Here is a 26,129-nt window from a genome sequence, read left to right on the forward strand (position 1 = left end):
ATACGGCGTGACATTTTTGAAAGAAGTCACTAAAAGAGTAACTGTAAATGCACTGTTCATCGCCAGCATGCTTGTTTTTTCAGTGCTTGCTATGGCTAGTGTATATGGGATAGAAGGACCCGCCCAGAATCCCTCACAACCTGGAATTGACGAAATAAATTCTGGCCCCCAACCAACCACCGATAAACTGAATTTGCCTGAAGGCTATTCTGCAGAAGCGGTTCTATGGAACCTGACCCTTCCAACGAGTGTTACATTTGATGGCAACGGATCAATGTATGTTGCAGAATCAGGCTATATTTACGGAGAGCTGAGACCACAGCCAAAGATACTGAAGGTCGATCAGAACGGTAATGTCTCTGTCTTTTTAGACAGACTTTTGAGCCCTCCTGTCAATGACATCGAATTTAACAAACACAATGGTTTGCTGTATATTTCGCATAGAGGAATGGTATCTACAGTAGACTCAGGCGGTGTTGTAAAGAACATAATTGTTGGACTGCCTTCAATGGGCGACCATCACAACAACGAAATAGAGTTTGGACTGGATGGCAGAGTATACGTAACTATCGGTGTACTGACAAACAGCGGAGTTGTAGGACCAGATAATGCCTTGCATGGATGGGGACCGCTTATGACGAAGTTGCATGATGTGCCTGGACAAGATATCACATTGACAGGACAGAGCTTTGAATCAGACAATCCGCTGACAGCAGATCCGAATGATAAAGCAACAACAGGAGCTTTTGTACCTTTTGGTAATACAACTGAACAAGGTCAGGTTGTAAAAGGTAATGTATTGTGCAATGGATGTGTAATTAGTGCCAATCCTGACGGCTCTGACCTTCAACTAGAAGCATGGGGACTTCGTAACCCATTTGGTCTGGAGTTCAATGACGAAGGAAGGCTCTTTGCTTCAGACAATGGTGCAGATGAAAGAGGCAGTAGACCAATAAAGGATGATGATGACAAATTCCAAGAAATCAGGATTGACGAAGACAAGCCGCGATTCTATGGATGGCCAGACTTCTTTGGCAATGCAGAGCCGGTGACAGATCCCAAGTTCCAGTCTCCTAGAGCAAATGGCACACAGCTAGAATTTCTAATGGAAGACCATCCAGAAGTGGAGAAGCCGTTAGCATTAATTGACCATGCCGCTGCAGCAACCGCTGTTGAATTTGCTGGCGATGAATTTGGCTTGGAAGGAAAGGCTCTAGTAGGCGAATTTGGAACAATGGCACCAACAACACATTCACCACATGGTGAAATAGCTAAAGCATTAGAAGGGAAAGCGATTATTGGACAAAAAGTCATTGCGATAGATTTGGAGACAGGCAACTATACTGACTTTATCTCGCTCAACACTCCAGATCCTGCCTTTAGACCCGTAGGCTTGGCATACAATGAAGACGAAAATGCGCTCTATATTGTAACCATTGCAAAAGCTGAAATAAAGATGGAGACGCCTCTAGGCAAACCACTGCCAGAGCCGATACCATGGGGCTATCCATTCACAGGTGCTGTATGGAAGGTAACGATGGACGATACAACTACAGCAGGTGGCGAGGAGGTTATGACTACCAACAACCAGACGATAACAACAGCTGACGTCACTGCAGACACACCATCTAGTGCCACAACATCTGCCAATATGACAGGAATCTGGCCGGTACCAAACGCTACAAACAACACAAATACCACAACAACACGCGATGATACCGATGACGACGATCATTAACCACCCACCTTTTCTTTTTTTGACTTCCAAAAATGATATCTTGGTTGTTTTATATGGTCAGGATAGGCGAAGCCTTATCCAATTTGGACACTCACTATCAGATTTTTTCTTTTTAGATATCCCAAAGGACTGTCAAGCTGCTGCAACTCTGCCAAATGCTTCAATCTCTCGTATGAACTCTAGTCCTTTTTTTGTCACATACTCGTAATTTCTGTCCGCTATATTTGGTTCAAAGCTCACATAACCATCGTAGCTGATTTTCTGCAGACTTGTTACGATTGTTTTAAAGTTGATGTGCGCAAACCCTGGCATCTTTCTATTGTTATCGGCAAAGTGAGTATGTACAAGAAAATCCCTGCTGGCAAATATCGCTTCTTCAAATGAATCCTCTTCAATATTCATGTGAAATGTATCCAAAAGAATGCCAAGATTATCCACATGCCGGGCTAACAAAAGTGCATCAGACGCAGTGGCGCAGTACGGCGTGCTATATCTATTGAGGGGTTCCAGAACCAGGCTAATGCCGCTGTCTCTTGCTTCTTTGCATAACTTTCGTAACATGGGCGATGCCCTTGAAAGAATTTGCTTTTTCTGTTCAATCGTAATTGTTCCATGCGTTTTGTCAAAAACTCTGCAATTTCATTTGCAAATAGGCAGATATTCATCTCCTTGCCGCCCAGCTGGCTGCACATTCTAATACAGTCCTTTACATATTTCTCAGATGCTGTCACCAAGCTATGGTCAGTGCTCAAAAGTTTCCGTTTCCATCCTTGCGTACTTGCTCTTCCCCACATGCCTGTTATCCCGCACACTGGAAGTCTGGCTGTGCTAAGGGCATCCTTCAATTTCTTCAAGTCTACCTCCTCTGGCTCGCCGTACATTTCTACTGCATCAAAACCCTGCTTAGCAAGTCTTGCAAGCGTTTCCTCAATTGGCTCTATCTTTCTAAATGATGCAAGAGTGATTGAATACTTCATCATCATGCTGCTGCCAAACACTTTATGATATCTGTACATTTTGCAATGCCAGATTTTGTGATGTCGTGTTTGCTGCTTGAAGCATAAAACGCAAGCCCCTCGCCTGTCTCAAGATCAGCAGGTCTCCCATGCGAACCCCTGACCAAGCTTGCATCAAGCGGTATTGATTTTGTCTTTGGGTCAACAAAAAGTTCCACTGGATCGTAACCGGGTTTTCTGTGTATGTCCACCTTGCGAGCAAAGGCGGGCGCCTTTTTTTCATCATGCCACCAGTAATAGCTAAACCACTTGTCGCGCTCTGCGATGGCAACAAGCTCACCACTTCGCTCATGATCTATTTTTAGTCTCTTTTTTCCTTCACTATCTAACACTTTGTCAATTCCAGCCGTTGCTTCAAGTATCTTCCTTGCTGCTCTCTCAAATCCATCCTTTACAAAAATGTGTGCCGCTTGATGGTCTACCATCGCAAATGCCTTGCTAAACTCAAAGTCAAGGTATTCTTTGTCCTGAATCTCTCGGACTGCAAGCAAGCCAGCATCACGCAAGACAAGGTTGAGCGGAATGGCACCTTGTACATCATTAAATGAATATTCTGATATTATGATAAATTGTGTCTTATCTTTAATTCCAAGCTCTGATGTTTTTTGAACCAGCCTGCCCACTATATCATCTGCTTTTTTCAAATCGTCACGTGCGCGAGCATCCGATTTTCCAAAGCGCTGTACTGAATAGTCAACATGAGGAATATATGCAAAAAGCTGGTTTGGCCGGTGTTTCTCCAGCGTGTATTCTGCTGCATTAGCTATCCACTCGCTTGACCTAGGCGATGCAAGCGGCCCCCAGTAACTTGCCAGATCAAACTCTCCGAGCTTGTCCCTCAGCTCTTCATAGTATCCTACCGGCTTTGAGTAACACCACATTACTACTCCATCATCCAGGTGAATTGGTCGCGGAGTGACTACAATATCCGAATTGGCGTACATCGTATTTTGCCAAAACAGCACAGCTGAAGTACAGCTATTACGCCTATCCCAGATTCGTTCTGCTCTGACAAGTGAGCTGGGCTGCTCCCAAAAAGACACAAAATAGGCGTTTCTGTCGTAGAGTCCATTTGCCACAATGCCATGCTCATTTGGGTATTTGCCAGACAATAGGCTAGCTTGAACTGTACATGTAACTGCTGGAAAGACCGGCTCTAATTTTGCATACTCGCCGTCGTTAGCAATCTTTGCAATATTTGGGACTAGTCCAGAATTAAGATGCTCCACCTCCAATCCGACAATGTCGAGCACGATAGAATATTCTGGAGCGACCATCTTCTTGCCTGCTTGTCATATCCCTGTATTGCTTAAATGAGTTATAATACAACAATATCAGGTGACGTACAGCTTTTTTGCCAGTAGCACTGCAGGTATGATAAAGAGCAGAGTTGACAGACTATACAGCAAGCCGGCCGTACCTGCAACAAACACAGAATCAAGTATTATTATCGAAAGGACCATGTTCTTGACGGCTTGAGGAACAGACGAGCCAGAAGTTGCCGTCAACAGCTGCTTGAAAATGACTGCCATAACAGCAGTAAATATTGCCAAGTTCATAAGAAATACCCATTGAAACTGCACTAGTAAGCCAATGGCAACTATTGATGCAATAACTCCAAAGATAATTGAAAATGCTGCAAAAACCTTAGGCTTTTCATTCCCAACTTCCTTTCTGCTAAGTATCATAATCGCAATGACATATGCAAAGAGTAATGCGGCAGCAAATATCGCAGTTCCTATGCCCGATGATGCGGACATTACAATGCTTGCACCTAGAATTACGTTGAGGAACCTTGTGCTACCCATTGAGAATGCTGCTGCCCGCCCGCGCTTGAGGCGATAGTCGTAGGCAATTATGGCTGCCGTCAGGGTAAGGGACATGGCAAAGCTTGTGGGGCTTGCAGCCAGCGCAATTATGTTTGCGGCAGCTATAGCCGCCAGCGCAATTGCCATGGCATGTTCTTTTGGAATACTGCCAGAAGGCAGCGGCCGGAAAGGACGCTCACGCCTGTCTACTTCGATATCAAAATAATCGTTTAGAACAATGCCGGCGATGTAAAGCAGGCCAGAAGAGACCATGAGTGACGCAAGGTGAAAGCCATTTGTCTCAACAAGCGGAATGGTAGCAAAGTATCCCACCATTATGTCTGAAGGCGCGGTAAATACATTTGGCAGCCTGATTAAAAGCAGGTATTGTCTCAGCGTATCGATTCTATGATGCTGCAAAGATGGCTGTACGCCTCCTGTGCCGCCTGCACGGGACTGTCTTGATAAGGATAGAGCTCAACTGTGACAAAGCCCTCGTAGCCTATATCCTCCATTGCTGCAAAGACAGAATGAAAGTCAATCTCACCTCTTCCGGGGATCAGGTGGTTATGCACCCTGTTTTCAATATCGGCAAGGTGAAAATGCTCGATATAATCCACTAGCTCATATACCAGCTTGGCAGGGTCTTCATTTACACAGTAAAAATGGCTAATGTCAAAGTTGAGCTTCACATAATCAGAATTGACATTTTTAATGAATCTTTTGAACTGGCTTGAATTTTCAATGAGCAGACCTGGCTCCGGCTCGATTAGGAGCTTGATGCCTTCCTCTTCTGCTGCCTTTGACGCAGGAACTAAAGTCTCTAGGAATACCTTTTCAAGCTTATTTGAATCTCTGTTAGAAGGAATCGGTCCGCCCGGCTCTGTAGATAGATTTTTGGCCCCTAACTTTTTTGCGAGCTGTACACAGTCAATCGTATGCTGAACGCGTACCTGCCTTGAATGCTCATCCTGTTCTATCCAAGAGGGGTGGTAGACATCGCCACCTCCTACTATTGCATAAAGTGTAAACGCATTAAGGTTGGAGATTTGCATTCCATGTGATGATATAACATCTTTCAGCTGCCACGCCTTATCATCTCCAAAATCAGGTGGGTATGCATGTGGTACATCACAAAGAATCTCTACTCCTTTATATCCTATTTTCGCTATCTCTTTTATCGAGTCTTGCAGTGAATATTTTTTGAAAGCATTTGTGCTAAATGCAAGCTTCATGCTAAGGCTTCCATGTGAATTTAGGTGATTGTCTAAAGAACTCATATGCGTTGTAAAAGGTTACACGTTCAATCTCGCTGATGCTGAATCCAGCTTTCCTCATTTCCCTTGCAACCAGAGGGACGCTCAATGGGTCTGATACGCCCCAATCGGCTGCACTATGTATCATTATCCTCTCAGTGCCATACTTTTTGATGATGCTCATCGCGCGCTCTGGTGACAGCTTTGTAACAGGGTAAACAGATAGACCTGCCCACATGCCAAGCTCCAGCGTTTTTCCAATCGTCTCTTCAACATTATGGTCGACCAGTATCTTGTTCCGCTTGTACCGCTTACCATTTTCACTATTCAAGATGCGCTCAATCCTGCGCATGCCTTCTGGTTTGTTGTTGTGCGGCAGATGAACAGTCATTAGCATGTCCTTATCAGCGGCAATGTCCATTTGCTTTACAAAGACTTCTTCTTCAAGATCATTTATCAGATTATAACCTAATTCACCTACTGCAATAACTCTTTCTCGGTCTAGATATTTTGTCATAGCCTTCAGAGCATCCAACGCAAGGGGCCTTTCCATGGCCTCTTTTGGATTTACAGAGATGCACACAAAGTGCTCTATCCCAAAGTCCTTCGCTCTCTTTGTTTCAAAAGTTATCATGTGCTCCCAGTAGTCTTCGAATGTGCTAACCCCTGTACGGGGAGTGCCAAGCCAAAAAGATGGTTGAACTATTACCTCTATTCCTGCTTTTGACATTGCATCATAATCATCGGTAGTGCGAGAATACATATGGATATGGGGCTCAAATAGCCTTGTCATTATAATGACACAGATACTATAACACTTTTTAGATTTGTAGAACAAACTTACTGTAGTCTGTCGTTTGGAAGGAAATTGCAACAATGGCACGATGATGAAAGATATGCAAGCAGCGGTTTTTTACGGCCCAAATAATATCTCGGTGCAAAGCGCACCCTTTTTGCAAGATCGGGCCGCGCTCAAAGTAAACGCTTGTGCTGTATGTGGCTATGATGTACGCGTTTTCAGAAAGGGGCACCGTAAAGTTAGTCCTCCTGTAATACTTGGGCACGAAGTGTGTGGTCAAATAACAGAAAATGTCAATATGAATTCTGGAACAATACAAGCGGACACAAGGGTGGCCCTGTGCCCAATAATTCCGTGCCTTGACTGTCCGTACTGCCATAGTAGTCAGTACAACATGTGCACAAATCTCAAGGAGGTAGGCTCAACCGTAAATGGCGGTTTCGCCGAGTACGTCGGAATACCAGAGCAGACTATCAAAATAGGAGGGCTGGTTCGAGTTCCTGATAACCTGAGTGATGAAGAGGCCTCGCTTCTTGAGCCACTTGCCTGCTGCTTAAATGGTCTATGTCAGCTAGGTCCCTTTGCAGAACCAAGACCTGCAGTTATAATTGGCGATGGCCCAGTGGGGCTGTTGCACCTGCAGCTGTTCAAAAACCTTGTGGGTGCAGGAGCGGCGGTAGTAGGCAAGGTTCAGTCAAGAATGCAAAAAGCAAGGTCCATTGGCGCAGATGCAGTATTTGAATACAGCGAGAATGTTGCATCAGACATACTTGACTTTACTGGCAAGGCTGGTGCAGGCACTATCGTGATTGCAACGAGCAGCCCCTCTGTCTTTGATCTTGCAGGAAAGATTGCAGGCAAAAACTCCAAGATAAGCCTATTTGCTGGCATGCCAAATGAGCAAAAGTTTTCCATTGATGCCAACTGGTTGCATTATAATCAGGTGACTATCGTTGGAGCCTTCAGCTCCCTTCCGCCCACCTTGGAAGAAGCTGCCAAGATTGCAGAAGAGGGAATAGTCGATTTGTCGCAGATAGTTACTCATCGATACTCGTTAACAGAGGTTGAGAAAGCGATTCAGACGACTGAAACATGCAGCGGTCTGAGGGGGGTTATTAACAAATTTCCTTCTCTTGGTAAAGAGAGGTTATGTTAACTTACTGTCAGCTAGATTCTATATAGTGTATTGTTGAGCAGGTGAAAAGTTAACGATACCCAATTCAGTTACCTAGCCGTTTGGTTGGATATTTTGTTTCAACAAGCTTGAACTAGTGCAATTGACAGGACAGTAAATTAGTTGTTTACTGGTAGGTTATGTTGCTTTCTTCCTCTAATCATTCTTCAGTCATAGAATCCTCATCCTGATGCAGCCTCTTGCTATGCGTACTCATATTTGTCACCTCTGAATGGTAACCTACAGTCATGCTACTTTTCGTATTCTTTTCTCTTCCAGAGATTTGCAGCTTCTGAATGATAGCCGATATTCATGCCATGTTTTTGATCGGCTATTGGAAGATTGGCGCATTCAGAGTGATAACCTATTACGCATACCATCTATGTCTTCTAGCTTACATTCGCAGCTTCTGAATGGTAGCCCACTCTTATCCCGTTTGTCATCGTTGGATCTGTGGTTGTGCTGGGGACATCCTCCTCCTTCTTTCTCGTGTCCTTTCGGCGAGTTTTTGGATGCAGCGGCCTGCCTTGATTATTTTTACTGGTTACTATCAAACTCCTTCTTTCAATCTCTCTTAATGACTATGTCGCAGGAATCTTGTACCAAGGCCTCCTTGGCCACAGGAACCACTTTACTATCAGCGATATGCCCCAAACCAGCCTATTGCTATTATCGGTTCAACCCCGTTGGGATTGTTGATGCCCGGTTGGATTCCCATCGCAGGCTCTATTCCAAAAAGCAGAATTGCACTTATTGCTGCAGGCATAATTGCTGTGAATGCCAACAGATCTCAAAAGTGATGTGGTCAGGAAAAAGTCTGTTAAGCAAAGGCTTGATGTGAGTTTGTTTGCCCGCCCTTAGGTCTGCGGGTCTTTCTCCTTTTTTCTAATTCTGATATAATTTGCTGGCGAACAACCTCAGCCGTATTTGCTCCAAGTATTCTGTCTAGCAATTCATCAAAACGCTCAAGGTTAGAAGGTATCGCATTCCTTTCTAGCTTATAAACCAGTTTTAGCGTTTTGAAAAACAGCATTTTGGTTTCTGCTCCAAGAGCATGCTCAATACCAGTCTCTATGGCTTCTAGTATATGCTGCTCATCTAAACCTTTGGCAGCCTCTTGTAGCGTTGAAGACCGCTTGTTATCTTTCTTCATGAGGTAGGATACTAATTGGTTTCAGTAACCAAATAAAGAGTGTGAGCCGTCACACATTTTCAGTTGTTGTTATTATCATAATTTGGAATTATTATGATACGGTCAGCAAGAATTAATAATCTATTATGATTTCTGCAAGAAACAATAATTTTGAATTACAAGCAGCTATGCAAGCAGATACTTCAAAAGGATAATGCAATTAGGTTTGCTGGTGTTGCTACGGTAGAAGAAAATAATGCTGCTGAAGAGTATCAGGAAGGTCTAGTTCCATTATTGACACGCGAAGAGTCAGAGCTTTCTATCATGCAGCCTGTCATAAGGACAAGCACAAGAAAGACATTTGAGTCTAAATTGGGCAAAACCATTTACTCTTACACAGAATACCAAAAAATAAAGCGGGCATCCTTTGTCTTGTACAACCAAGAAACTTGAGTGCAAATCCATTCTACTCTTGTCCTTTGACAAAGAAGCCGACCATAACAGCATAGTTGGAAACAAGATAAAGCTTCTCTTGAGAGAGATTGGGAAAGGTCTTTGACACAAGGTATAGCTAGGACACATATCATATTCTATAAACTCACTAGCTGAAAAATGGAAATTCCTTGATTTTATCATGACCTGTTGCTAGTTGTTGATGCTCTTTGGCATCTTCTGCAAAAATGAAGATAGAACTACATTTTTCGCATAGAATCTGTTGATGACATTTTTCTTTTGCTCTTTTTCAAGGGCATAACGAGCCCTCGGAGTAAGCACTTGCATTTACCTTTTTCATTCTGCAGAATCAAATCAAGCATATAGAAGCTACATTGCTCTTGACTAATAAACACCGGTTTTTTCTTTGCGTTGGTCTGAACGTCAGGTCTGAAATAATACCGCGCAAATACAACATAAACTTTATCCACACAAGTCTTCATTGGTTTATATGAACAGTGATAATTGTGACAAGATTCGCAATATTCTGTCCGAGATGAATATGCAGCAAATCTACAACAGCTTGTAAATGCAGATACTGTCGCAGTACTAATTTTTGGAGCATATGAAAACCATGGAGACCACATACCTTTTGGTTCTGATTTTATCATGCCATATGAGATGGCAACATTGTTCCTATCGAAATAGCTTCAAGAGCAATAAAAGAAAGGAACCCACATGTTATCATTTCCTGCGTTGAATCTTGGTGGACTTTAGTTGGACAAATTGACAAAGGACTTTTTGATGTTTGCGGTGGTATGGGCCATGGAAGCGAAGGCGAGACCTCTGTAATGCTTGCTGTAAGGCCTGACCTAGTTGATATGACCTTGGCGCCACAAGAGGTTGTACCAAAGTTACCAGATAACATTAAGATATACTGGAAGTTCAATGAATTAACTACGACAGCGGCCACTGGAGCTCCTAGGAAAGCTACTGCGAAGAAAGGTCAGAAAATAATGCAAATTCTTGAAAATGTACTGCTAGGCTTTATTACCGATATGGACAAGAACCAATGGAAATATGGCAATGCAAGAGTCTAAGAGAATATGGTAGGGTTAAAATGTATTCTAGCAACATTTTTTGAACCTCTAAACAACGTCTTCCTATAGGTTTAGAAGTGATTCTCTCCCAGAAAAGTGATTGGCTTATTATCTGTCTTCATAAAATAGGCTTAACTTCATCGTACTTTTTGATGGCATTTTCTATAGGTGTAGAGGGAATCATCTTTACGTTGTTCCATTGTTGCATTCCACTCTGATTAATGAACTCATCCAGTGTTTCTACATCTTGCGCTTCAACAACACACGTAACCATATGTTCATTGTTAACTAGGGGCTCGCTCACTAACTTCACTCCTAGTTTCTCTGCCATGTTCTTCCACTCTGGGACAGCCTTTAGGACATGCTCTCTAACCTTGGAGTTTGTCAGAGGGCACATATCCGGCGAGTGTGTTGCAAGAATAAGAAAGAGCATATTGTGGCTATAACCATAGCAAAGACCACCAGATATTATTTAACTATTTTTACTCTGATAGGTTGTTGCGTCAAAAAATGTGTGCATATGTAACTATTCTTGACTGTCCTACATAGAGGGTGGTGATCTCTAAAGGAAGATAATAAACATGCTACCCAGTTTTCCGGTAAATCTTACTGTTATAATATATATATGCTGATTGATTCACCGCGTTAAAGAAAGGCTCAAAAAGGAACTGAAAGCAAGAAATGACGAAATTATAATGCTGAAGAGGGCTTTCACTAAGTCACTAGACAAAATAATGACGTCTTCTCTTGTATTAACCATAAATCGACCTACTATAAAACAAAATTGCCCGAAAAAAGTAGTGCAGGGAGATACTGATTCCTACCAAGAGAGGTATTTTGAACCATGCAGGAATATTGTAGTAACTTCTAGAGCAAAAGGAGATAGCCTAGACAATTGTGGCAACAGACATAATGATGGGTGCCGCAGCTGAACAAAAGAAATAGCAGCAACTATCGCTAGGATGTACTAGTTCATTGGACTAGATATGTGTTCCATAGTGATTTAAATTGCAGGATCTTGTACAGCGGATGGAACAAAGAAAAAGACCAAAGAGTGGTGAGTAAAGGATAGAATGGCAAAAGGAAAGCGCATTTATGTTCTAACAAATCAAATAAAAAATAAAATACTTAGAGAGAGTGCAATAACAATGCACAAACGTATTGCCGGAAAGGTGTTTCTCATACGGGGTAAACTCCGGACCATTCATTGCAGACGATGCAGCAAGGAAATTGACATAGGCGAAGTCGTCGTAAGCAGCAGAGCAAGGAAAAGACAAAACCTTTACCATGTCAGATGCGCAGCTTCCGTTAATTTGATTTGATCTTGAATAATGACAATATAACAGTAAAAGAGACCTACTTTGACTTCCCACTATTAATAATATGGGCCTATTACAGGAACGCTGCTTGGCGGGCACGATGCAACGGACTATGAACCAATAGATGTTCCCGGTTTAGAGCTGGGAACTGATTACCGTATCAAGTGGGCGGACAACAACATACAAAGTGGCTGTAGCAGACTATGGCAGCTATGTCTTTGATCACTGGTCAGACGGCAGTACAAACAGATTCCACGATGCTGCAGCTGGTGACAGCCTGATGGCGGTATACCGGAACTAGAACCCACTCACCTTTTTCCTTCTTTTTTAATTAGGCAAGTCTCAGATGCAGAGAGTTATTTGATCACGATCGTCCCCTTCATGTACGGATGCAATGTGCAAATGTACTCGTGCTCACCCGCCCCGATCTCTTCAGCAGCTATGCTATAGCTTTCACCTGGGTTTATGATGCTAGAATCAAACAGCTTGCCGCTCGTAGCCGTGTGCGGCACTGAATCGTCATTTTTCCACACAACCGTCCGGCCGATGCTTGCCTGTGCAGTTTCAGGGTCATAGGCGGGATTGCCTTGTACAGAAGCACCCTGCAATATGGAGATGGTCACTGCATCAGGAGGTATGGCGGCAGTCTGATCTCCACCTGTAGTGTTTGCGCCCGACTCTTGTCCAGCTCCTGCAGTGGCAGTCTCTCCTTCTTGGCCCTCCTTTATCTCTCCAGTAGGAATCCCTGCAGGCGTCGGCTCGAAAAATTGTCCCGACGTAAAGAGCGGCCCGGGCGCTGCCTGGCTGAAGAGTATGTATGAAAGGATACCGGTAACAGCGCCAAGAGCGATGATGATTGGAAAGGCAACTTTTCCTGGCTTGATTGGCATATACATTTAGTACATGGTTTTTCTCGTTATTAAGAGGAAAGGTGTGCATGGAGAACCCTCTGTATGAGAGAGATAGTTATGTTTATCTGTAATGAACTTGCATCATTTTTAATGGCTTCGGAGGATCTTCAGATAAGAATCAACGGCGTGCTTCCTGACATCGACGCAGGGGCAACAGCAGCAAACACTTCACTTTCAATGTTCTACCAAGGCTTTCACCTGCTGGTTGACGCGGGCAGCGGGGTGCAGGAAAGCATCAAGAAAAATGCCGGTATGCCGGACGCGGTATTGATTACCAACGCAAAGATGCAGCACATAAGCGACCTCCCTTCGCTGGTAAAGGAGAAAAATGCCAAAGTGTACTGCACGGCCGAGTGCGGCCAACAGATCGCAAAAGAGCTGCCGTCGATTGGATCGCCGTCTTCATCATTCGTTCACGTTAGCCCCGGGACACCGTTTGAAGTAGGCCCGTTTTCAGTAGTTCCGATAGCAGCCGACAATGCCGGCGACCGGCCCGGCATGCCCGGCTCTGTAATCTATGTCATCAGGGCAGGATCAAGGAAGGTGGTCGCAGGGTGGGATTTCCTAAAGCTGCCCGGAGCTGACGAAAGAATACTATGGAATCCTGATCTTCTTGTGCTTGGGACAGAGACGTATAACGAACATCCGTCCACGGGCATGATCTCTGTCTCTGAAGCCTATAATATTGTACGGAGATGGAACGCCAAGCTATGCTACGTCCTGCATTACAGTGGCGAAAAGGACAGGGAAGACGCCAAGAACCAGTGGCACAGGGGGCCCGCCAGACCGCTGTCGCCGGACGAGCTCCAAAAGGCCATAGACGATCACCTGCTGGTGTCGGGCGCAGAAGGCAAGTACGTGATCAAGGTTGCCCGTGAAGGGATGACATGGAGCCCGGCAGAAGAAACAGTCGAGGAAGAAGGGCCTACCGGCAAAAGGATAGAAGTCGATGCGCTTGACCGGCACACGTTTGCCATCGAAAAAATGGACGATGGCAAGGTAGCGCTCACCATCGAGGACAGCATCAACCGCCTGACTGCCGAGTTCGTCAACCCCAAATCCGGGGAAAATTCCCTTCATGGGAATGCGATAAAAAACATGATGATGAAGGGGCCAGAGCTTGAGCTGACTGTCTCTGGAAACACTGTCAGGATCGATATAACAAAGGGCAAGAAGACGCTATTCGCAGGAGACATGCAGGTGAGCGAAAGAGATTCCAAGAGGATAATCCGGTACCTTCATGAGAACTTTCACTAGTTCTTACTCTTCTTCTTCCTCTCCTCTTTCTCTTGGACCGGCTGCCTTGACCAGCTCTGTCTTGTCAGAAGTTGTCAGGTCGTAGATAGGCTCAGGTGGAGGCCGGCCCATCACACCTTCACCCTTGTTTTTTCTTTCTTCATGCCTTTCTGATGATTTTTCGCTCATACTGCGAGATGATGGATCATTATCGTTTAAGAAAGCTGCACACACATACATACCGCACCGAATTTGCAGATATATACTAAAAAGATCATATGACACATTCTCTACCAACTGCTAGAATATCTAGTCTCCATAATAATAGCAATCAAGCTGGAGCAATGTTTTTCATTCTATTATCAGAGAGCTGCACCAATGGATCCTGACGATTTCAGGGAGCTGTATATGCGTACAATCACAAAGTCGGGACAAGCTACATCGAATCGCTGCGCAAGAACCTCTCGTGGGACGATTTCGTAAAGAACTGGGAGACTGCGTGGTTGTCGATCAAGGATACGCTCTTGCATATAATATGGGCAGAGGATTCGTGGATCAACTATTCCATCCGCGGCCTGGAAGACCTGCGCCGGCCTTTTCCTTTCAAGGATTACCAGAGCTGGGAGGCGATAATCGATTACAACGACAAGGTGGTTGCACAAGTGAACGAATATCTATCAGAACTTGCAGAACCTGAACTTGGCCGCAAAGTATGGCGGGTAAACAACGACGGCATCAGGTGAACGATCGCATTCAAGGATGTTCTCTTCCACATCTTCACTGAAGAGCTGCACCACAGAGGAGAGATAATCGCGATGCTGTGGCAGATGAACGTCCAGCCAGCAGACATGGGTTGGCCCTCAAGCATGGGCAGGATGGATCCACCTTGGACTATATGGTAAATGAATTGATTGTCTGAATTATTTAACACCCTTAAATGTTTGATTATAATTATCGTGGTTCAAAGCTTCAAGAACTTTTAGCAGAACTAAAACATTTGCGCTGCCGGCCTGTCCAGATATCGCAAGGCAAGCGGACTTTGAAGAAAGGTGATAAGGCAGGCATGCCTGTCCTGCGTTCTTCCTCAATCCTTCGCAACATCTGCCAGAGGTTCCTTTCAACTCTTGCAAGCTGGTCTTCGTCCGGGTACGTCTTTCTCAATGCGTCGGCATCGATTTCAACTCCATATCTTTTCAGCTGTTGGCATACGTCCTTAAGCGACACGGGCAGTCGCCGTTAGCTGGCGTTCTCTTAATAACCACATGACAACTAGTTCTAGAACATTTTAATATCTTGTTGAGACATCGATCAACACTATTTTTGACCACTCTTGAATATTTTTGAGATTTCAAAAATATTGCCAAGCGTTACTCACAGCTTGTGAGTAAGTTTTAAAATTAATTTTTGGATTACTAATGCCGAGGTGTCGATAGGAAATGGTGTCAATGCCGACAATTCAACCTTTGGCAGCGCTCTTGCAGCAGACAGGCCAAGTTCAGGAAATATTGGAACTGGCAAGGCAAAAAGTAGAGATTGCTACAAACCCAAGTGCCTTCGGTAATGGAGTGCCAATATTCGATAACTTCACAGAGGCTCTGTCTGCTGTTGGAATGGCAACTGCTATAGCAGCTGCCGCAACGGCTGTTGGGGGCTACTTTCTATATCTCTGGACGAAGAACAGGCGTGCTATGCTCAAGACCGTTAGCACGGCCTGACAGTTTTTCTTTATGTTTTGTACATAATCAGTACTTGGCAATAACGAGTTTGTGAGCAGCTTTTTAGTCGATTGTTGAAGGGCGTCCCTGGCAACAGCTAAAGCTGCCACCAGAGACGCATGGTTTGTGAGAACCCTGCCAATCCAGTGCGGTACATTTACCCAAGAACCTACCGACAAACATTTTTTGACACATGAGAGAGTACTTGGTAATGCAGTAAACGTACTGCTGCCAGTCTTCAGGCCAGCCGATTTCAGAAAAAGGCGGTATTCAGTAGTCGATATAGCAAATTCTGTGGTCTATGCCTGTACCGGTGGGACATCCATAACACAAGCCTGCTGTACTCTGGCCAGCACCCCGTCCAGGAGGGATGTCCAGTACCACGTGTCCAAGATTGACATTTCGTGGATTCAGTCGGCCGCCAACAGGCTGCTGCAGAAAAGGGTGGCGGAGACCCTGCACAATCGAGCTGTCGACATAGCCATCGACATGACAGACGTTCCCTACCACGGCGAGCCTGAGAATGAGGGGGATGTCAGACGCGGCAGGGCCAGGAGCGGCACGACCCACTTTTTCACGTACGCCAGCGCCTACGTGATGCTCCATGGAAGGAGGTTCACCTTGGCCACCAGGTACATCCGGGAGGGGGAAGCACTGGTTGGAGTAGTCAGGTACCTGCTTGCAGAGGTACAGAAGGCGAGCATCGTGATAAAATGCCTGTTCCTTGACAAGGGGTTCTTTACAGCAGCTGTAATGAGCTACCTCAATTCCATGCGTATCCCGTACATCATAGCCGCTTTTCCAAGAGGCAGGAAAGGCGGCACGTTATCCAGACTGACCCGGAAAAGAAGGGATAGTTTCGTCGTACCGGACTGCGAAATGACAGATTCTGCCACCGGCGAGAAATGCACATTCAGGCTGTATGCCGTTGCCAAATACCGGAAGAAAAGGTACAGGAAGAAACGCGGCGTCCAGTACATGTACTATGCCGCAGGCCTTGTCAATATCCCGGTAGGGCGGATGTTTGACGAGTACCGGAGGAGATTTGGCATAGAATCGTCATACAGGGCGATGGGAAAGAGCAGGGCCAGGACGTCATCCAGGAGTCCAGCACTGCGCTTCCTCTATGTTCTGGCATCGCTTGTTATACAGAATGAGTGGGTGTACATCAAGTGGCAGTACCTCAGCAAGGCGACGCGCGGAAGGTACGGGAGAAGATACGATGCAGAATTTACGTACTTTCATATGCTGCTTTTTCTGCGGCTGGGACTGGAGCAGAAATACGGCGCGGTGTACTCGGTACAGATCAAAAACAGCAGGTCAGTTATAATTGATGGTGGCTAATTGCCAGGTACTGATAATCCTTATGGCAGCTTGCAATTGCCAAGGATAGATGGTTTAAATAACGCCACTTAATTAGGTAAGCCTAACTACCGTCGCAGGACGGCTATTGGTTGCTTGAAATGATATCCCCGCTCAAAAACCCATCAACGGTGATCGTTCCCACACTCGTGATGCTCTTCCTCATCATATCGCCGCTTGCTGCTTTTGCGCAACAGCAGACCAACAACGATGATGCACTAATAATCATGGTGAACATGGAAAGGATAAGGACGCAACTGCAGCTGGCAGACCAGAGCCTGGCTGCTGGCGACACTGAAGCGGCATTTGCGCATGCGTTCATCCCGCATACGACGACCTTTCCTTCGATAAAGGGACAGCTGGAAGAGCTTGACGAACAGTCGGCAACCGAGCTGGAGGTGCGCCTGACTGACCTGCCGATCGACATTAGGACAGGCGATCAATCGGTAGATGCGCTGCGGCAGGAAATTTCGGGCATAAACGCACTGCTTGATGGCATCCTTGCCAAGCTGGGCTTGCCTGCCTCTGACAAGGGTATGGTGTCTCAGACGGTGGTATTTCTCCTGAGGGACGCAGTCCAGTCCTATCAGTTATCTAATGGCGGCTCTAACCAAGTCGAATATGAAAACACGATCGGGCTTGTCAATGTTGCAGAATCGAAATACCAGTCAATAGCAGCGTCGTTTGACGAGCGGCGGAGCGCAGAAATAAATTCATTCTTTGCCGAGCTGAATAGCTTGCTTGAACAAAAGGCGGATAATGGATCAATAGCGCGACTTGCAACTGCTATAGAGCGTGACTTTGCTGAAGAATTGTCTTTGAGCGCCGGCAGCAGTAGCGCAGGCGAACATGCCACGTACTTTTCCACTATCAGGGAGCTTTTGGCAAACGTAGTGACAGAAGTCAACAATGGCAACTATGAGCTGGCCGACCAGTACGCCATCACTGCTTACCTTGACAACTACGAATACCTTGAAACGCCTATTGAAAAGCATGACCATGAGCTCATGCTCGCAATCGAGATAGAGATGAGGGAAGAGCTCATTCAAATGATACGAGCCGAAGAACCGCCTGCCGCGATTGAAGAGCATGTCAATGGCATTCTTACAAAGCTTGATCAGGCTGAGGAAATCTTGGCAAATGACCCATCCTTCAGCAAAGGCTCTGGCACGCCCGCAGGCTTTGCCAACATTGAAGAACTGGCAGCCGGCTTTGGCACCTATACCGGCGAGCGCAGGGAGATGGGTGAAGCAAACGACCCCGCCAAGGCCGCAGTTCGCAACAACATCGACAAGATAAGGATAAAGCTTGATGAAACGCTCCGGCTCTACAAAGATGGCAATGCTGAAGGCGCGCTCTTGACATCGCGCGCTGCCTATCTTGACAGCTATGAAAATGTAGAGATCCCCCTGAGACCAATCGACCCTGACTTTACACTTGAAATGGAGATAAAATTTGCAGAGCTTCGCAACCTGATCCAGGCACGAGCTCCATACGAGCAGGTGGAAGGAAAGGTAATAGAAATCAGGCGCGGACTTGACGAATCTGAGCGGCTGGTGTCTGGCACGGGTGTGTTGGCTCCTGCAATTGCTTTCTCTACCTCGTTTTCAATCATATTCAGAGAGGGGCTTGAATCTGCGCTCATTGTCGGTGCCATCTTGACGTATCTCGAGGCATCAAGAAATGAGCGGTTCAAAAAACACGTCTACTATGGCATAGTCCTTGCATTTGCTGCAACCGCAGTTACTTGGTTTGTCGCCCAGTTTATCATTGAAATTTCTGGCGCAAGCAGGGAGCTGATAGAGGCCATAGCTGGTGTGTCTGCAGTCGCTGTGCTCTTCTGGGTCAGCTTTTGGATTCTGAACAAGGTGGAGACAAAGAAGTGGATCGAGTTTGTCAAGGCAAAGGTGTGGAAGGCAACCACCACTGGTAGTGTCATGGTCTTTGTCATGCTGTCATTCTTTACGGTTTATCGGGAGGGCTTTGAGACCGTCCTCTTTTATCAGGCCATGATATCGTTTGCAAAGTACATGGAGTGGTACGTGGTCGCCGGCATGGTAGTCGGACTCGGCGTAATAACCGCTGTTACGTTTGTAGTAAGAAGGCTGGGCAAGAAACTTCCTCTGCGCGTGCTCTTTGGCCTGACTATGGGCATCGGCGCATACATGTCGATAGCGTTCATGGGCAATGCGGTGCGCGAGTTCCAAGAAGTGGGCTACATTCCAACCACCCACCTCATTGGCACCGTGCCGAGACTTGACATCAACACTGCCACAATGACTGGCATCCACCCAACTCTTGAGACAATAGTGGCGCAGCTCGTGCTGCTTGGAGTGTACCTGGCCGGCTCGCTCTATGTCCTTGTAATACAGCCAAGACGCAACCGGGCTATCGAGTCTGCAAGAAAGTCACACGCCGATCTGGCCAAGAAAAAGGAAGACGTACAGTAGAACATTCAATCTATCTTTATTAAGAGAGAGTTGCATAGGTAGGTGGGAATATGGTTGACCTGATCTATGGCCGCGGCATAACCGACCTCTTGCGCGAAATGCCGTTTTACATTAGCATATTCAAAAAGATGACAGCGTACAAGCTCTTCCACATCAAGCAGCCAATGTACGGCTCTGTGGATGTCAACAATGTTTGCAACCTCCACTGCACGCACTGCTACTGGTGGCTCAACCGCAAGGAAGAGAGGGACATTACGGTCGAGGACTGGAGGAAGATAATTAAGGAAAAGTTCAACAAGCAGCATATCTTTGTCACCACGCTTGTGGGAGGCGAGCCGACCCTGCGCTCTGACATTATCGAGCTCTTTTGCAAAGAGATGCCCAAGAGGATATGCGTCGTGACAAACGCCACGTTTCCGTTAAAGAGGTACGATGGCCTGTACTTTTACTGGGTGTCAATGGACGGTACTGAGGAGGTGCACGATCGCATCCGCGGGAAAGGATCGTACGCAAAGACAAGGAAGAACATACTTGACTACATCTCTGGGCCGGACAGGAACGGCAAGCCGGCGTGGAAGGACATCTGGATCACGATGACTATCAACTCCCAAAACTACATGACGGTCGAAGACCTTGCAGAGGAGTGGCGCGGCAAGATCAACAAGATCGGCTTCCAGTTCCATACGCCGTTTGCCAAGGGCGACCCGCTGATGCTGCCGTTTGGCGAGCTGCGCAATTCAGTAGTTGACAAGCTGATCGCATTAAAGAAAAAGTATCCCAACTATATAGTCAACCCTATCAGCCAGATGTCCCTGATGAAGGGCAACTGGGGTGGAGTAGGGACGACGCCAGTGGACTGCCCCTCATGGGCTATACTGTCGCTTGACCACATGGGAAGGGTCAAGCAGCCCTGCTGCATAGGCAGCGCTGACCCAAAGAGCATGAAGCCAATATGCGAAGAGTGCGGCCTTGGCTGCTACTCGATTCTGGTGGCGCAGGGAATAAGGGGCAACTGAGAGATTTTCTTTATATATTGACCATCGTGTGCCAAGAACGCTTATAAAAAAGGAGATTTCCTATACGTAGGAAGAATAACTTGGCAAACACCTCTTTCCGGGTGCAGACACACAAGTTCAGTCAGGACAGCATTCAGACTACTCTCGTGTGCAGCAAGTGTGACGAAGTGTTCTCTAAAGAGTTCCCTCTAGACCTTGAGGGGCAGACCATCGAGTTCAAGTGCCCTGTCTGCGGAGCGCCCGGCGAGGCCGACCTTCCCTACAAGAGTGCAGAAGAGCGAGAGGAGCTCGAAGAGGACTTTGAAGAGGTTGAGGAAGAGGAAAGCGGCGAGGAATTCGAGGAAGAATACTAGAGGACTTGTACATGCATATGCGTGTATGTATGATCCATGACTTTCAAAGCCTTATCTTGTATATGCCCGTAAAGGTACCTAATGTCGTGCGATTCATGCGGCCACCCAAGGATGGCGCACAAGGAAACAACCTTATCGGTCTACTTTTGTAACCAGTGTCAGAAGGTGGAGTCACATGTCACTTTCATCCTAGAGAAAAAAGTAGCTGAGAAATCGAATGGGCCTGAAGACATGCTGAGCGAGCTGTACTGGAATTACAAGGCATTCCGGCGCTCTACTCCCTTTACTGTTTCTTAGCTCCCAGTTTTCCAAGCTGGGCAAGGAGCGCTGATAGCTGGATATCTGGGTGCGCGCCCGCTGCCAGCCTATAGTCGTATTCAGCCATTATGGCAGCAAACTCGTCAGGTTTTTCGATCTTCATTTCGTACGCCTCCTGGTTTGCATATTTCATAAAATCAGTCTCGGACATACCGTAGACCTGCGTCAGCTCGAGCAACTTTGCGCGGGCTTCATTGAACTTGCCTGACAGTGCCAGCTTTAACACTTCGTTCACCCTTGCCCTGCCCGAGAGCCCCATGGCTGCGATGACGTTGGCAGAGGACACCGAGCCCATGCCGGCGGCCGCCTGCATGATGTTGATCGAATGCCGCATGTCGCCGCCAGTAGCGTCATAGATCTGGGCAAGCGCCTTTTCTTCAAATTTCACCTTCTCTTTCTCACATATCATTTTCAAATAATCGATGACGTCTTCCCTTGGCAGGCGGGTGAACCGGAAGACGACGCACCTGCTCTGTATCGGCTCGATTATCTGCGACAGGTAGTTGCATATGATGATAAAGCGCGTTGTCCTTGCGCTGTCCTCGATAATGCGCCTGAGCGCCGTCTGCGCCTCGGAGGTCATCTCGTCGGCCTCGTCAAGTATGATTATCTTGGGTGTCCCAAATTCCTTGTCGCCGGCAAGCTTGATAGACGCTGCGAACTCTTTGACGCGCTCGCGGACCATCTTTATCCCGCGCTCGTCAGACGCATTGAGCTCAAGCGTGTTCTTTTTCCACTCTTCGCCTAAGAGCTCCATTGCGATGCACAGCGCCGTGGTGGTCTTGCCGACCCCTGCCGGCCCGGAGAACAGCATATGCGGTATGTCAGGGCTCTTTATCATGTTGCTGATGCCCTTGATTATCTCCTTCTGGTTAACCACTTCGGCAAGCTTTTTCGGCCTGTACTTCTCAGACCACATCAGGTTTGCCAGATCGGTTTCCTTGGCCGACATCGTGAATGCGTTTCTTAATCGAGTTATTAAACCATTAATATCTTGCTATCTCTGCTACTAATCTTCTCATAATGGAGGGTATGGGAACCAAAGAAAACCCACACCTTTTCAAGGGTGGGATGAATCTGGTTCCCGTTAATGAATCTCCCCCCTTCCACCAAGGTGCTCCAGACGTTAAATAGTAGTAGTGCATACAAAAAGAATAAAAAAACGATGCTGAACTACAAGTTCCGCCTATATCCGACAAAAGAGCAGGAGCTTGTGTTAGAACAGACACTTGACGGCTGCAGATGGCTGTACAACTACTTGCTTGACAAAAACAACATGTCAGAATATGACATGAACTACGCATTAACAGAATTGAAGGAGCAGCACCTATGGCTCAGGAACTACCATTCCAAGATGCTCCAGATGGTAGCAAAGCAGGTTGCTGCTGCAAGAAAGGTAGTGGCAAAGGGCGGCAAGCTTTCGTACAGAAAGAAAGAAGATTTCAATTCATTTACTTATAACCAGTCTGGCTTTCGGCTCGAGAGTGACAAACAGCTATCACTTTCCAAGATAGGCAGCATAAGGATTGTACTCCATAGAAAGCCGGTAAACGTCAAGCAGGTTACAATATGCCGCAGCAAGGCTGGCAGGTGGTACGCACTAGTAGCATGCCAGCTGCCGCGCAGGTCCTTCACCGTAATCAGGTACAGAAATCCTGTGGGCATTGATGTAGGGATTGCCAAGTTCTGTCATGACTCTGACGACCATGTGGAAGACAATCCACAGTTCCTGACAAGGATGTTAAGGCCACTGAGGAGGGCTCACAGGAGGGTATCGAGAAGGCAGATAGGCAGCAGCAACCACGAAAAGGCAAAGCACATGCTGGCTAGGCTGTACGAGCGCATAAGCAACAATAGAAGGGATTTCCTGCACAAGCTGTCAACGTACTACAGCAGCCGCTACGACCTGATATTTCTAGAACGCTTGAGAGTATCAAACCTGACCAGAAACCACAGGCTTGCGCGCAAAATCCTGGACGCAAGCTGGTCTACATTCAAGCAAATGCTGCAGTACAAGGCTAATAGAGTGATAGAGGTAGAACCAGCGTACACATCGGTTGACTGCTCAAGATGTGGACACCCAGTACCAAAATCATTGGCTGTAAGAACGCATGTTTGTACAAAATGCAGAGCTGTACTTGACAGGGACTACAACGCTTCTCTCAACATCCGTAAGCGAGGGCTGGAATCACTGTTGCTGCTGCTACCGGTGGAACGCCGGGAAGTCACGCCTGCAGAGATCGTACAGCGGTCGCTGAAGCAGGAAGAAGCCCACGAATTTATTCGTGGGTAGTTCACAGAACGATAGACTTTAAGCTGCAAGCTAGCTTTAGCTGTTAAAAGCTGATATATTAGATACCAAGTTCTATCAGCTCCCCAACATGTCGACAGATGCTCGGGCAGAGCCCAGAATAGAAGCTATACAGAATGCCTACCAGTTGGGCTACATGGCCGAGGAGGTCAGGGTGTCCTACAAAAAGGACGTCAGGATCACTGTGGGCAACATTGACATCGACGCAAAAGAGGGCGATATGTCGTCACTCCAGCGCTGGGTCGCTAAGATCCTTGCCGAGCAGGGCGCGGTCGAAATCCAATCACCTGATTCTGCTGGCTATATTTCGCGGGCAATGAACCGCGAGCGGATCGCCAAGCCCCACGACCTGTCTGGCATCGACATCGACTTTTACGTCCGGGTCAACGACTACCTTGAAGGGCTAAAGGATCGCGAAAGGGAGAACCTGCTAGTCTCGCTCAACACCTTTGTCGCCACGCGGCTTGAAAAAATAGTCAAGCTGGCGGCCGCGTCGCCGCTGTCGCCAGAGCTTGAAGCAAAGCTGTCGGCGGAAGAAAAAGAGCTCTATATTTTGATAAACAACGCTTCAACAAAATTCAAGAAAGGAGTGCTAAAGAAATTTGGCTGAGCAACAGCAGACTGCGGCCGCGCTTGCAAACGACCTTGAAAAATTCCTAAAAGCGTTCAAGGATCGCGACGGCAACTACAAGTATTTTGATAGGATAAATAACATGATGGCGCTTGGCGCCCAGTCGCTCGTGATCGATTACATCGACCTCGACTCCTTCAGCCCCACCCTTGCAAAAGAGATAACGCACCAGCCAGACGAATACTTTGCAGCGTTCAACGAAGCAGTGCTCTCGATCCTACGCGAGATCCACCCAGACTACGAGCAGGAGATCCGGGAAAAGGTCAGGGTCAGGATAGGCAACTATACTGTGCAAAAGGGCCTGCGAGAGATAAACGCCGACCTGATAGACAAGCTTGTAAGCGTCTCTGGCATGGTGGTGCGCTCGTCGGAGGTCAAGCCCCTTGCAAAAAAAGTCGCATACAGGTGCACCAACTGCAACACGGTGACCGAAGCCCAACTGAAGGGCCTCGTGCTGAAAAAGCCGCAAAAGTGCCACGCGTGCTCTGAGAAAGAGCTGGAGATGGACCCGGAGAACAGCCTCTTTATCGACTTCCAGATGGTGCGACTGCAAGAGCTTCCAGAAGACCTGCCTGCAGGCCAGCTGCCGCACTACGTCGAAGTCACCGTCATGGGCGACCTTGTTGATCAATGCAGGCCCGGCGACAGGATAATGCTTACAGGCATAATCAGGATCGAGCAGGAGCAGCTCGCGCCGCAGGCCAAGACCAGCCTCTTCCGGCTCCGCATGGAAGGAAACAACATCGAATACCTTGGCGGCCGAGCGGGCAGCAAGGACACTAGGACGGTTGAGCGGATAGCGATAAGCGCGGAGGATGAGCGCCAGATAAGGGCCATTGCAAGCAAGCCGGACGCCTACGAGAAACTCATTGCCTCTTTTGCGCCCCACGTTTACGGTCATGAGGTGATCAAGGAGGCTATACTTCTCCTGATAGTCGGTTCTGTGACGAAAAAGCTGGAAGACGGCTCAACCAGAAGGGGCGACATCAACCTGCTTTTGGTTGGTGACCCTGGTGTTGCTAAATCGGAAATGCTCAAGTTTGCTGCCAAGATCGCACCAAGAGGGCTTTACACTTCTGGCAGGGGCTCGACTGCGGCAGGTCTTACCGCAGCAGTGATACGCGACAAATCTGGAATTATGATGCTGGAGGCAGGCGCTGTCGTTTTGGGCGATCAAGGTCTAGTTTGTATAGACGAATTTGACAAGATAAAACCAGAGGACAGATCTGCGCTGCACGAAGTAATGGAGCAGCAGACCTGCTCGGTGGCAAAGGGAGGCATTGTAGCTACCCTGAATGCAAGGACGTCAATCATGGCGGCGGCCAACCCGATGTACGGCAAGTATGATCCTTACAAGAACATCACAGAAAACGTGAACCTGCCCGTGCCGCTGCTGACTAGGTTCGATCTGATATTCATCGTAAGAGATATGCCAGAGAAGGAAAAGGACAACCTGATCGCAAGTCACATCTTGGAGATACACAAGGACGCAGAGCACGCTGCAAAGCCGGCGATCGAAATAGATCTCTTCAGCAAGTATCTTTCATATGCGAAGCAAGGCGAGCCCTTGCTAACACCTGAAGCGATCGATATCATCCGCAGCTACTATATGGAGATGAGAAAGGTCGAGTCAGAAGGCATGATAACGGTGACGCCAAGACAGCTCGAAGGCCTTGTGAGGCTTGCGACCGCGCGCGCAAGATTGCTGCTCAAGGACAAGGTGGAAGCAGAGGACGCCCAGCGGGCAATCTACCTTGTAGACCAGATGATGAGGACCGCCGGGGTGGACGTCAACACCGGCAAGACTGACCTTGGAGTGCTTTATGGCAAGCCCCAGAGCGTGGTTTCAAAGGAAAAGACCTTCATGGAAGTGTTCAGGGGGCTGGCTGGCAACGAAAACAACGACGTAGAGGACAAAGTACTGGTTGACGAGCTGGTCAAGACCGGCAAGTTCAGCGACGAAGAAGCAAAGAAATTCATCCAGAAATTCAACCGGGAAGGCCAGATATTTGAAAGAAGGCCGGGCTTTTGGGCAAAAGCGTAAATGCATTT

General features: G+C 47.0%; 27 protein-coding genes and 1 pseudogene. 16 read left to right on the forward strand and 12 right to left on the reverse strand.

What is annotated here, in order from left to right:
* Window positions 1-16: 16 nt before the first annotated feature.
* Window positions 17-1,738, forward strand: a complete 1,722-nt coding sequence (locus tag NGAR_RS03230) for a PQQ-dependent sugar dehydrogenase (RefSeq protein WP_148680900.1) — start codon at window positions 17-19, stop codon at window positions 1,736-1,738.
* A 132-nt stretch (window positions 1,739-1,870) separates the two neighbouring features.
* On the opposite strand, the gene NGAR_RS03235 is transcribed toward NGAR_RS03230, so the two are convergent.
* The 6 genes from NGAR_RS03235 to NGAR_RS03255 are packed head-to-tail and all read right to left on the reverse strand — an operon-like array spanning window position 1,871 to window position 6,581.
* Window positions 1,871-2,299 carry a sugar phosphate isomerase/epimerase family protein gene (locus NGAR_RS03235; RefSeq protein ID WP_015018195.1) on the reverse strand — a complete coding sequence of 143 codons (429 nt, stop codon included), beginning with the start codon at window positions 2,297-2,299 and terminating at the stop codon, window positions 1,871-1,873.
* Complete coding sequence (locus NGAR_RS17125) at window positions 2,185-2,736, reverse strand: sugar phosphate isomerase/epimerase family protein (protein ID WP_228369378.1); 552 nt, start codon at window positions 2,734-2,736, stop codon at window positions 2,185-2,187. Before NGAR_RS17125 ends, NGAR_RS03235 begins: the two co-directional genes overlap by 115 nt.
* Window positions 2,718-4,031 carry an alkaline phosphatase family protein gene (locus tag NGAR_RS03240; RefSeq protein WP_015018196.1) on the reverse strand — a complete coding sequence of 438 codons (1,314 nt, stop codon included), beginning with the start codon at window positions 4,029-4,031 and terminating at the stop codon, window positions 2,718-2,720. Before NGAR_RS03240 ends, NGAR_RS17125 begins: the two co-directional genes overlap by 19 nt.
* A 57-nt stretch (window positions 4,032-4,088) precedes the next feature.
* The gene (locus NGAR_RS03245) at window positions 4,089-4,982 is read right to left on the reverse strand and encodes a UbiA family prenyltransferase (RefSeq protein ID WP_015018197.1); all 894 of its coding nucleotides are present in this window, start codon (window positions 4,980-4,982) and stop codon (window positions 4,089-4,091) included.
* Entirely contained in the window at window positions 4,955-5,797 is an 843-nt protein-coding gene (locus tag NGAR_RS03250) for a sugar phosphate isomerase/epimerase family protein (protein ID WP_015018198.1), read from the reverse strand. The genes NGAR_RS03245 and NGAR_RS03250 overlap by 28 nt, the downstream gene beginning before the upstream one ends.
* 1 nt (window position 5,798) lies before the next feature.
* Window positions 5,799-6,581, reverse strand: coding sequence for a TatD family hydrolase (locus tag NGAR_RS03255; RefSeq protein ID WP_148680901.1), 783 nt, complete (start codon window positions 6,579-6,581; stop codon window positions 5,799-5,801).
* 133 nt (window positions 6,582-6,714) lie between these two features.
* On the opposite strand from NGAR_RS03255, the gene NGAR_RS03260 reads away from it, so the two are divergent.
* Complete coding sequence (locus NGAR_RS03260) at window positions 6,715-7,773, forward strand: alcohol dehydrogenase catalytic domain-containing protein (RefSeq protein ID WP_187147637.1); 1,059 nt, start codon at window positions 6,715-6,717, stop codon at window positions 7,771-7,773.
* An 838-nt stretch (window positions 7,774-8,611) separates the two neighbouring features.
* Here the strand turns inward: NGAR_RS03260 and NGAR_RS03265 are convergent.
* Together NGAR_RS03265 and NGAR_RS18695 are read right to left on the reverse strand one after the other, a co-directional pair.
* Window positions 8,612-8,944 (reverse strand): hypothetical protein, encoded by a 333-nt coding sequence (locus NGAR_RS03265; protein WP_015018201.1) that lies wholly within the window; start codon window positions 8,942-8,944, stop codon window positions 8,612-8,614.
* Window positions 8,945-9,568: 624 nt separating this feature from the next.
* Window positions 9,569-9,703 (reverse strand): hypothetical protein, encoded by a 135-nt coding sequence (locus NGAR_RS18695; RefSeq protein WP_266190386.1) that lies wholly within the window; start codon window positions 9,701-9,703, stop codon window positions 9,569-9,571.
* Window positions 9,704-9,937: 234 nt separating this feature from the next.
* Here NGAR_RS18695 and NGAR_RS19235 point away from each other — a divergent pair.
* Both NGAR_RS19235 and NGAR_RS03275 read left to right on the forward strand, forming a co-directional pair.
* Window positions 9,938-10,063 (forward strand): annotated as a pseudogene (locus tag NGAR_RS19235) (hypothetical protein); the annotation flags it as partial.
* On the forward strand, window positions 10,045-10,455 hold the full coding sequence (locus NGAR_RS03275; RefSeq protein WP_148680902.1) for a creatininase family protein: 411 nt from the start codon (window positions 10,045-10,047) through the stop codon (window positions 10,453-10,455). The pseudogene NGAR_RS19235 and the gene NGAR_RS03275, both read left to right, overlap by 19 nt.
* A 118-nt stretch (window positions 10,456-10,573) precedes the next feature.
* Here NGAR_RS03275 and NGAR_RS03280 read toward each other — a convergent pair whose 3' ends face one another.
* Both NGAR_RS03280 and NGAR_RS03285 read right to left on the reverse strand, forming a co-directional pair.
* Window positions 10,574-10,888, reverse strand: a complete 315-nt coding sequence (locus NGAR_RS03280) for a hypothetical protein (RefSeq protein ID WP_015018204.1) — start codon at window positions 10,886-10,888, stop codon at window positions 10,574-10,576.
* Window positions 10,889-12,130: 1,242 nt separating this feature from the next.
* A complete protein-coding gene (locus tag NGAR_RS03285) occupies window positions 12,131-12,664 on the reverse strand; it encodes a cupredoxin domain-containing protein (protein ID WP_187147639.1) in 534 nt (177 codons plus the stop codon).
* A 111-nt stretch (window positions 12,665-12,775) separates the two neighbouring features.
* Between NGAR_RS03285 and NGAR_RS03290 the strand changes: the two genes are divergently transcribed.
* Window positions 12,776-13,942, forward strand: a complete 1,167-nt coding sequence (locus NGAR_RS03290; RefSeq protein WP_015018207.1) for an MBL fold metallo-hydrolase — start codon at window positions 12,776-12,778, stop codon at window positions 13,940-13,942.
* A gap of 3 nt (window positions 13,943-13,945) precedes the next feature.
* Here NGAR_RS03290 and NGAR_RS17135 read toward each other — a convergent pair whose 3' ends face one another.
* On the reverse strand, window positions 13,946-14,110 hold the full coding sequence (locus NGAR_RS17135) for a hypothetical protein (protein WP_187147640.1): 165 nt from the start codon (window positions 14,108-14,110) through the stop codon (window positions 13,946-13,948).
* A gap of 314 nt (window positions 14,111-14,424) precedes the next feature.
* Here NGAR_RS17135 and NGAR_RS19060 point away from each other — a divergent pair, with 314 nt between their 5' ends.
* The 8 genes from NGAR_RS19060 to NGAR_RS03330 all read left to right on the forward strand — a co-directional run bounded on the left by NGAR_RS19060 (window position 14,425) and on the right by NGAR_RS03330 (window position 21,114).
* Window positions 14,425-14,664 carry a DinB family protein gene (locus NGAR_RS19060; RefSeq protein ID WP_015018208.1) on the forward strand — a complete coding sequence of 80 codons (240 nt, stop codon included), beginning with the start codon at window positions 14,425-14,427 and terminating at the stop codon, window positions 14,662-14,664.
* Window positions 14,665-14,694: 30 nt separating this feature from the next.
* Window positions 14,695-14,823 (forward strand): hypothetical protein, encoded by a 129-nt coding sequence (locus NGAR_RS19240; RefSeq protein WP_407637195.1) that lies wholly within the window; start codon window positions 14,695-14,697, stop codon window positions 14,821-14,823.
* A 543-nt stretch (window positions 14,824-15,366) separates the two neighbouring features.
* Complete coding sequence (locus tag NGAR_RS03305; protein ID WP_148680905.1) at window positions 15,367-15,636, forward strand: hypothetical protein; 270 nt, start codon at window positions 15,367-15,369, stop codon at window positions 15,634-15,636.
* A 126-nt stretch (window positions 15,637-15,762) separates the two neighbouring features.
* Complete coding sequence (locus NGAR_RS03310) at window positions 15,763-16,980, forward strand: hypothetical protein (RefSeq protein WP_015017779.1); 1,218 nt, start codon at window positions 15,763-15,765, stop codon at window positions 16,978-16,980.
* Between the two features lie 119 nt (window positions 16,981-17,099).
* Window positions 17,100-19,448, forward strand: a complete 2,349-nt coding sequence (locus NGAR_RS03315; RefSeq protein WP_228369339.1) for an FTR1 family iron permease — start codon at window positions 17,100-17,102, stop codon at window positions 19,446-19,448.
* Window positions 19,449-19,498: 50 nt separating this feature from the next.
* Entirely contained in the window at window positions 19,499-20,464 is a 966-nt protein-coding gene (locus tag NGAR_RS03320) for a radical SAM protein (protein WP_015018212.1), read from the forward strand.
* Window positions 20,465-20,544: 80 nt separating this feature from the next.
* Window positions 20,545-20,817 (forward strand): hypothetical protein, encoded by a 273-nt coding sequence (locus NGAR_RS03325; protein WP_015018213.1) that lies wholly within the window; start codon window positions 20,545-20,547, stop codon window positions 20,815-20,817.
* Window positions 20,818-20,898: 81 nt separating this feature from the next.
* A complete protein-coding gene (locus tag NGAR_RS03330; protein WP_148680906.1) occupies window positions 20,899-21,114 on the forward strand; it encodes a hypothetical protein in 216 nt (71 codons plus the stop codon).
* Here the strand turns inward: NGAR_RS03330 and NGAR_RS03335 are convergent.
* Complete coding sequence (locus NGAR_RS03335) at window positions 21,101-22,087, reverse strand: replication factor C small subunit (protein ID WP_015018214.1); 987 nt, start codon at window positions 22,085-22,087, stop codon at window positions 21,101-21,103. The genes NGAR_RS03330 and NGAR_RS03335 overlap by 14 nt on opposite strands.
* A gap of 213 nt (window positions 22,088-22,300) precedes the next feature.
* Here NGAR_RS03335 and NGAR_RS03340 point away from each other — a divergent pair, with 213 nt between their 5' ends.
* From NGAR_RS03340 to NGAR_RS03350, 3 genes are all read left to right on the forward strand, one after another.
* Window positions 22,301-23,428, forward strand: coding sequence for an RNA-guided endonuclease InsQ/TnpB family protein (locus tag NGAR_RS03340; protein WP_015018216.1), 1,128 nt, complete (start codon window positions 22,301-22,303; stop codon window positions 23,426-23,428).
* An 88-nt stretch (window positions 23,429-23,516) separates the two neighbouring features.
* Window positions 23,517-24,056 carry a hypothetical protein gene (locus tag NGAR_RS03345; RefSeq protein ID WP_015018217.1) on the forward strand — a complete coding sequence of 180 codons (540 nt, stop codon included), beginning with the start codon at window positions 23,517-23,519 and terminating at the stop codon, window positions 24,054-24,056.
* The gene (locus tag NGAR_RS03350) at window positions 24,049-26,121 is read left to right on the forward strand and encodes a minichromosome maintenance protein MCM (protein WP_015018218.1); all 2,073 of its coding nucleotides are present in this window, start codon (window positions 24,049-24,051) and stop codon (window positions 26,119-26,121) included. Before NGAR_RS03345 ends, NGAR_RS03350 begins: the two co-directional genes overlap by 8 nt.
* Window positions 26,122-26,129: the final 8 nt, after the last annotated feature.

The organism is Candidatus Nitrososphaera gargensis Ga9.2 (assembly GCF_000303155.1).
GTDB lineage: Archaea > Thermoproteota > Nitrososphaeria > Nitrososphaerales > Nitrososphaeraceae > Nitrososphaera > Nitrososphaera gargensis.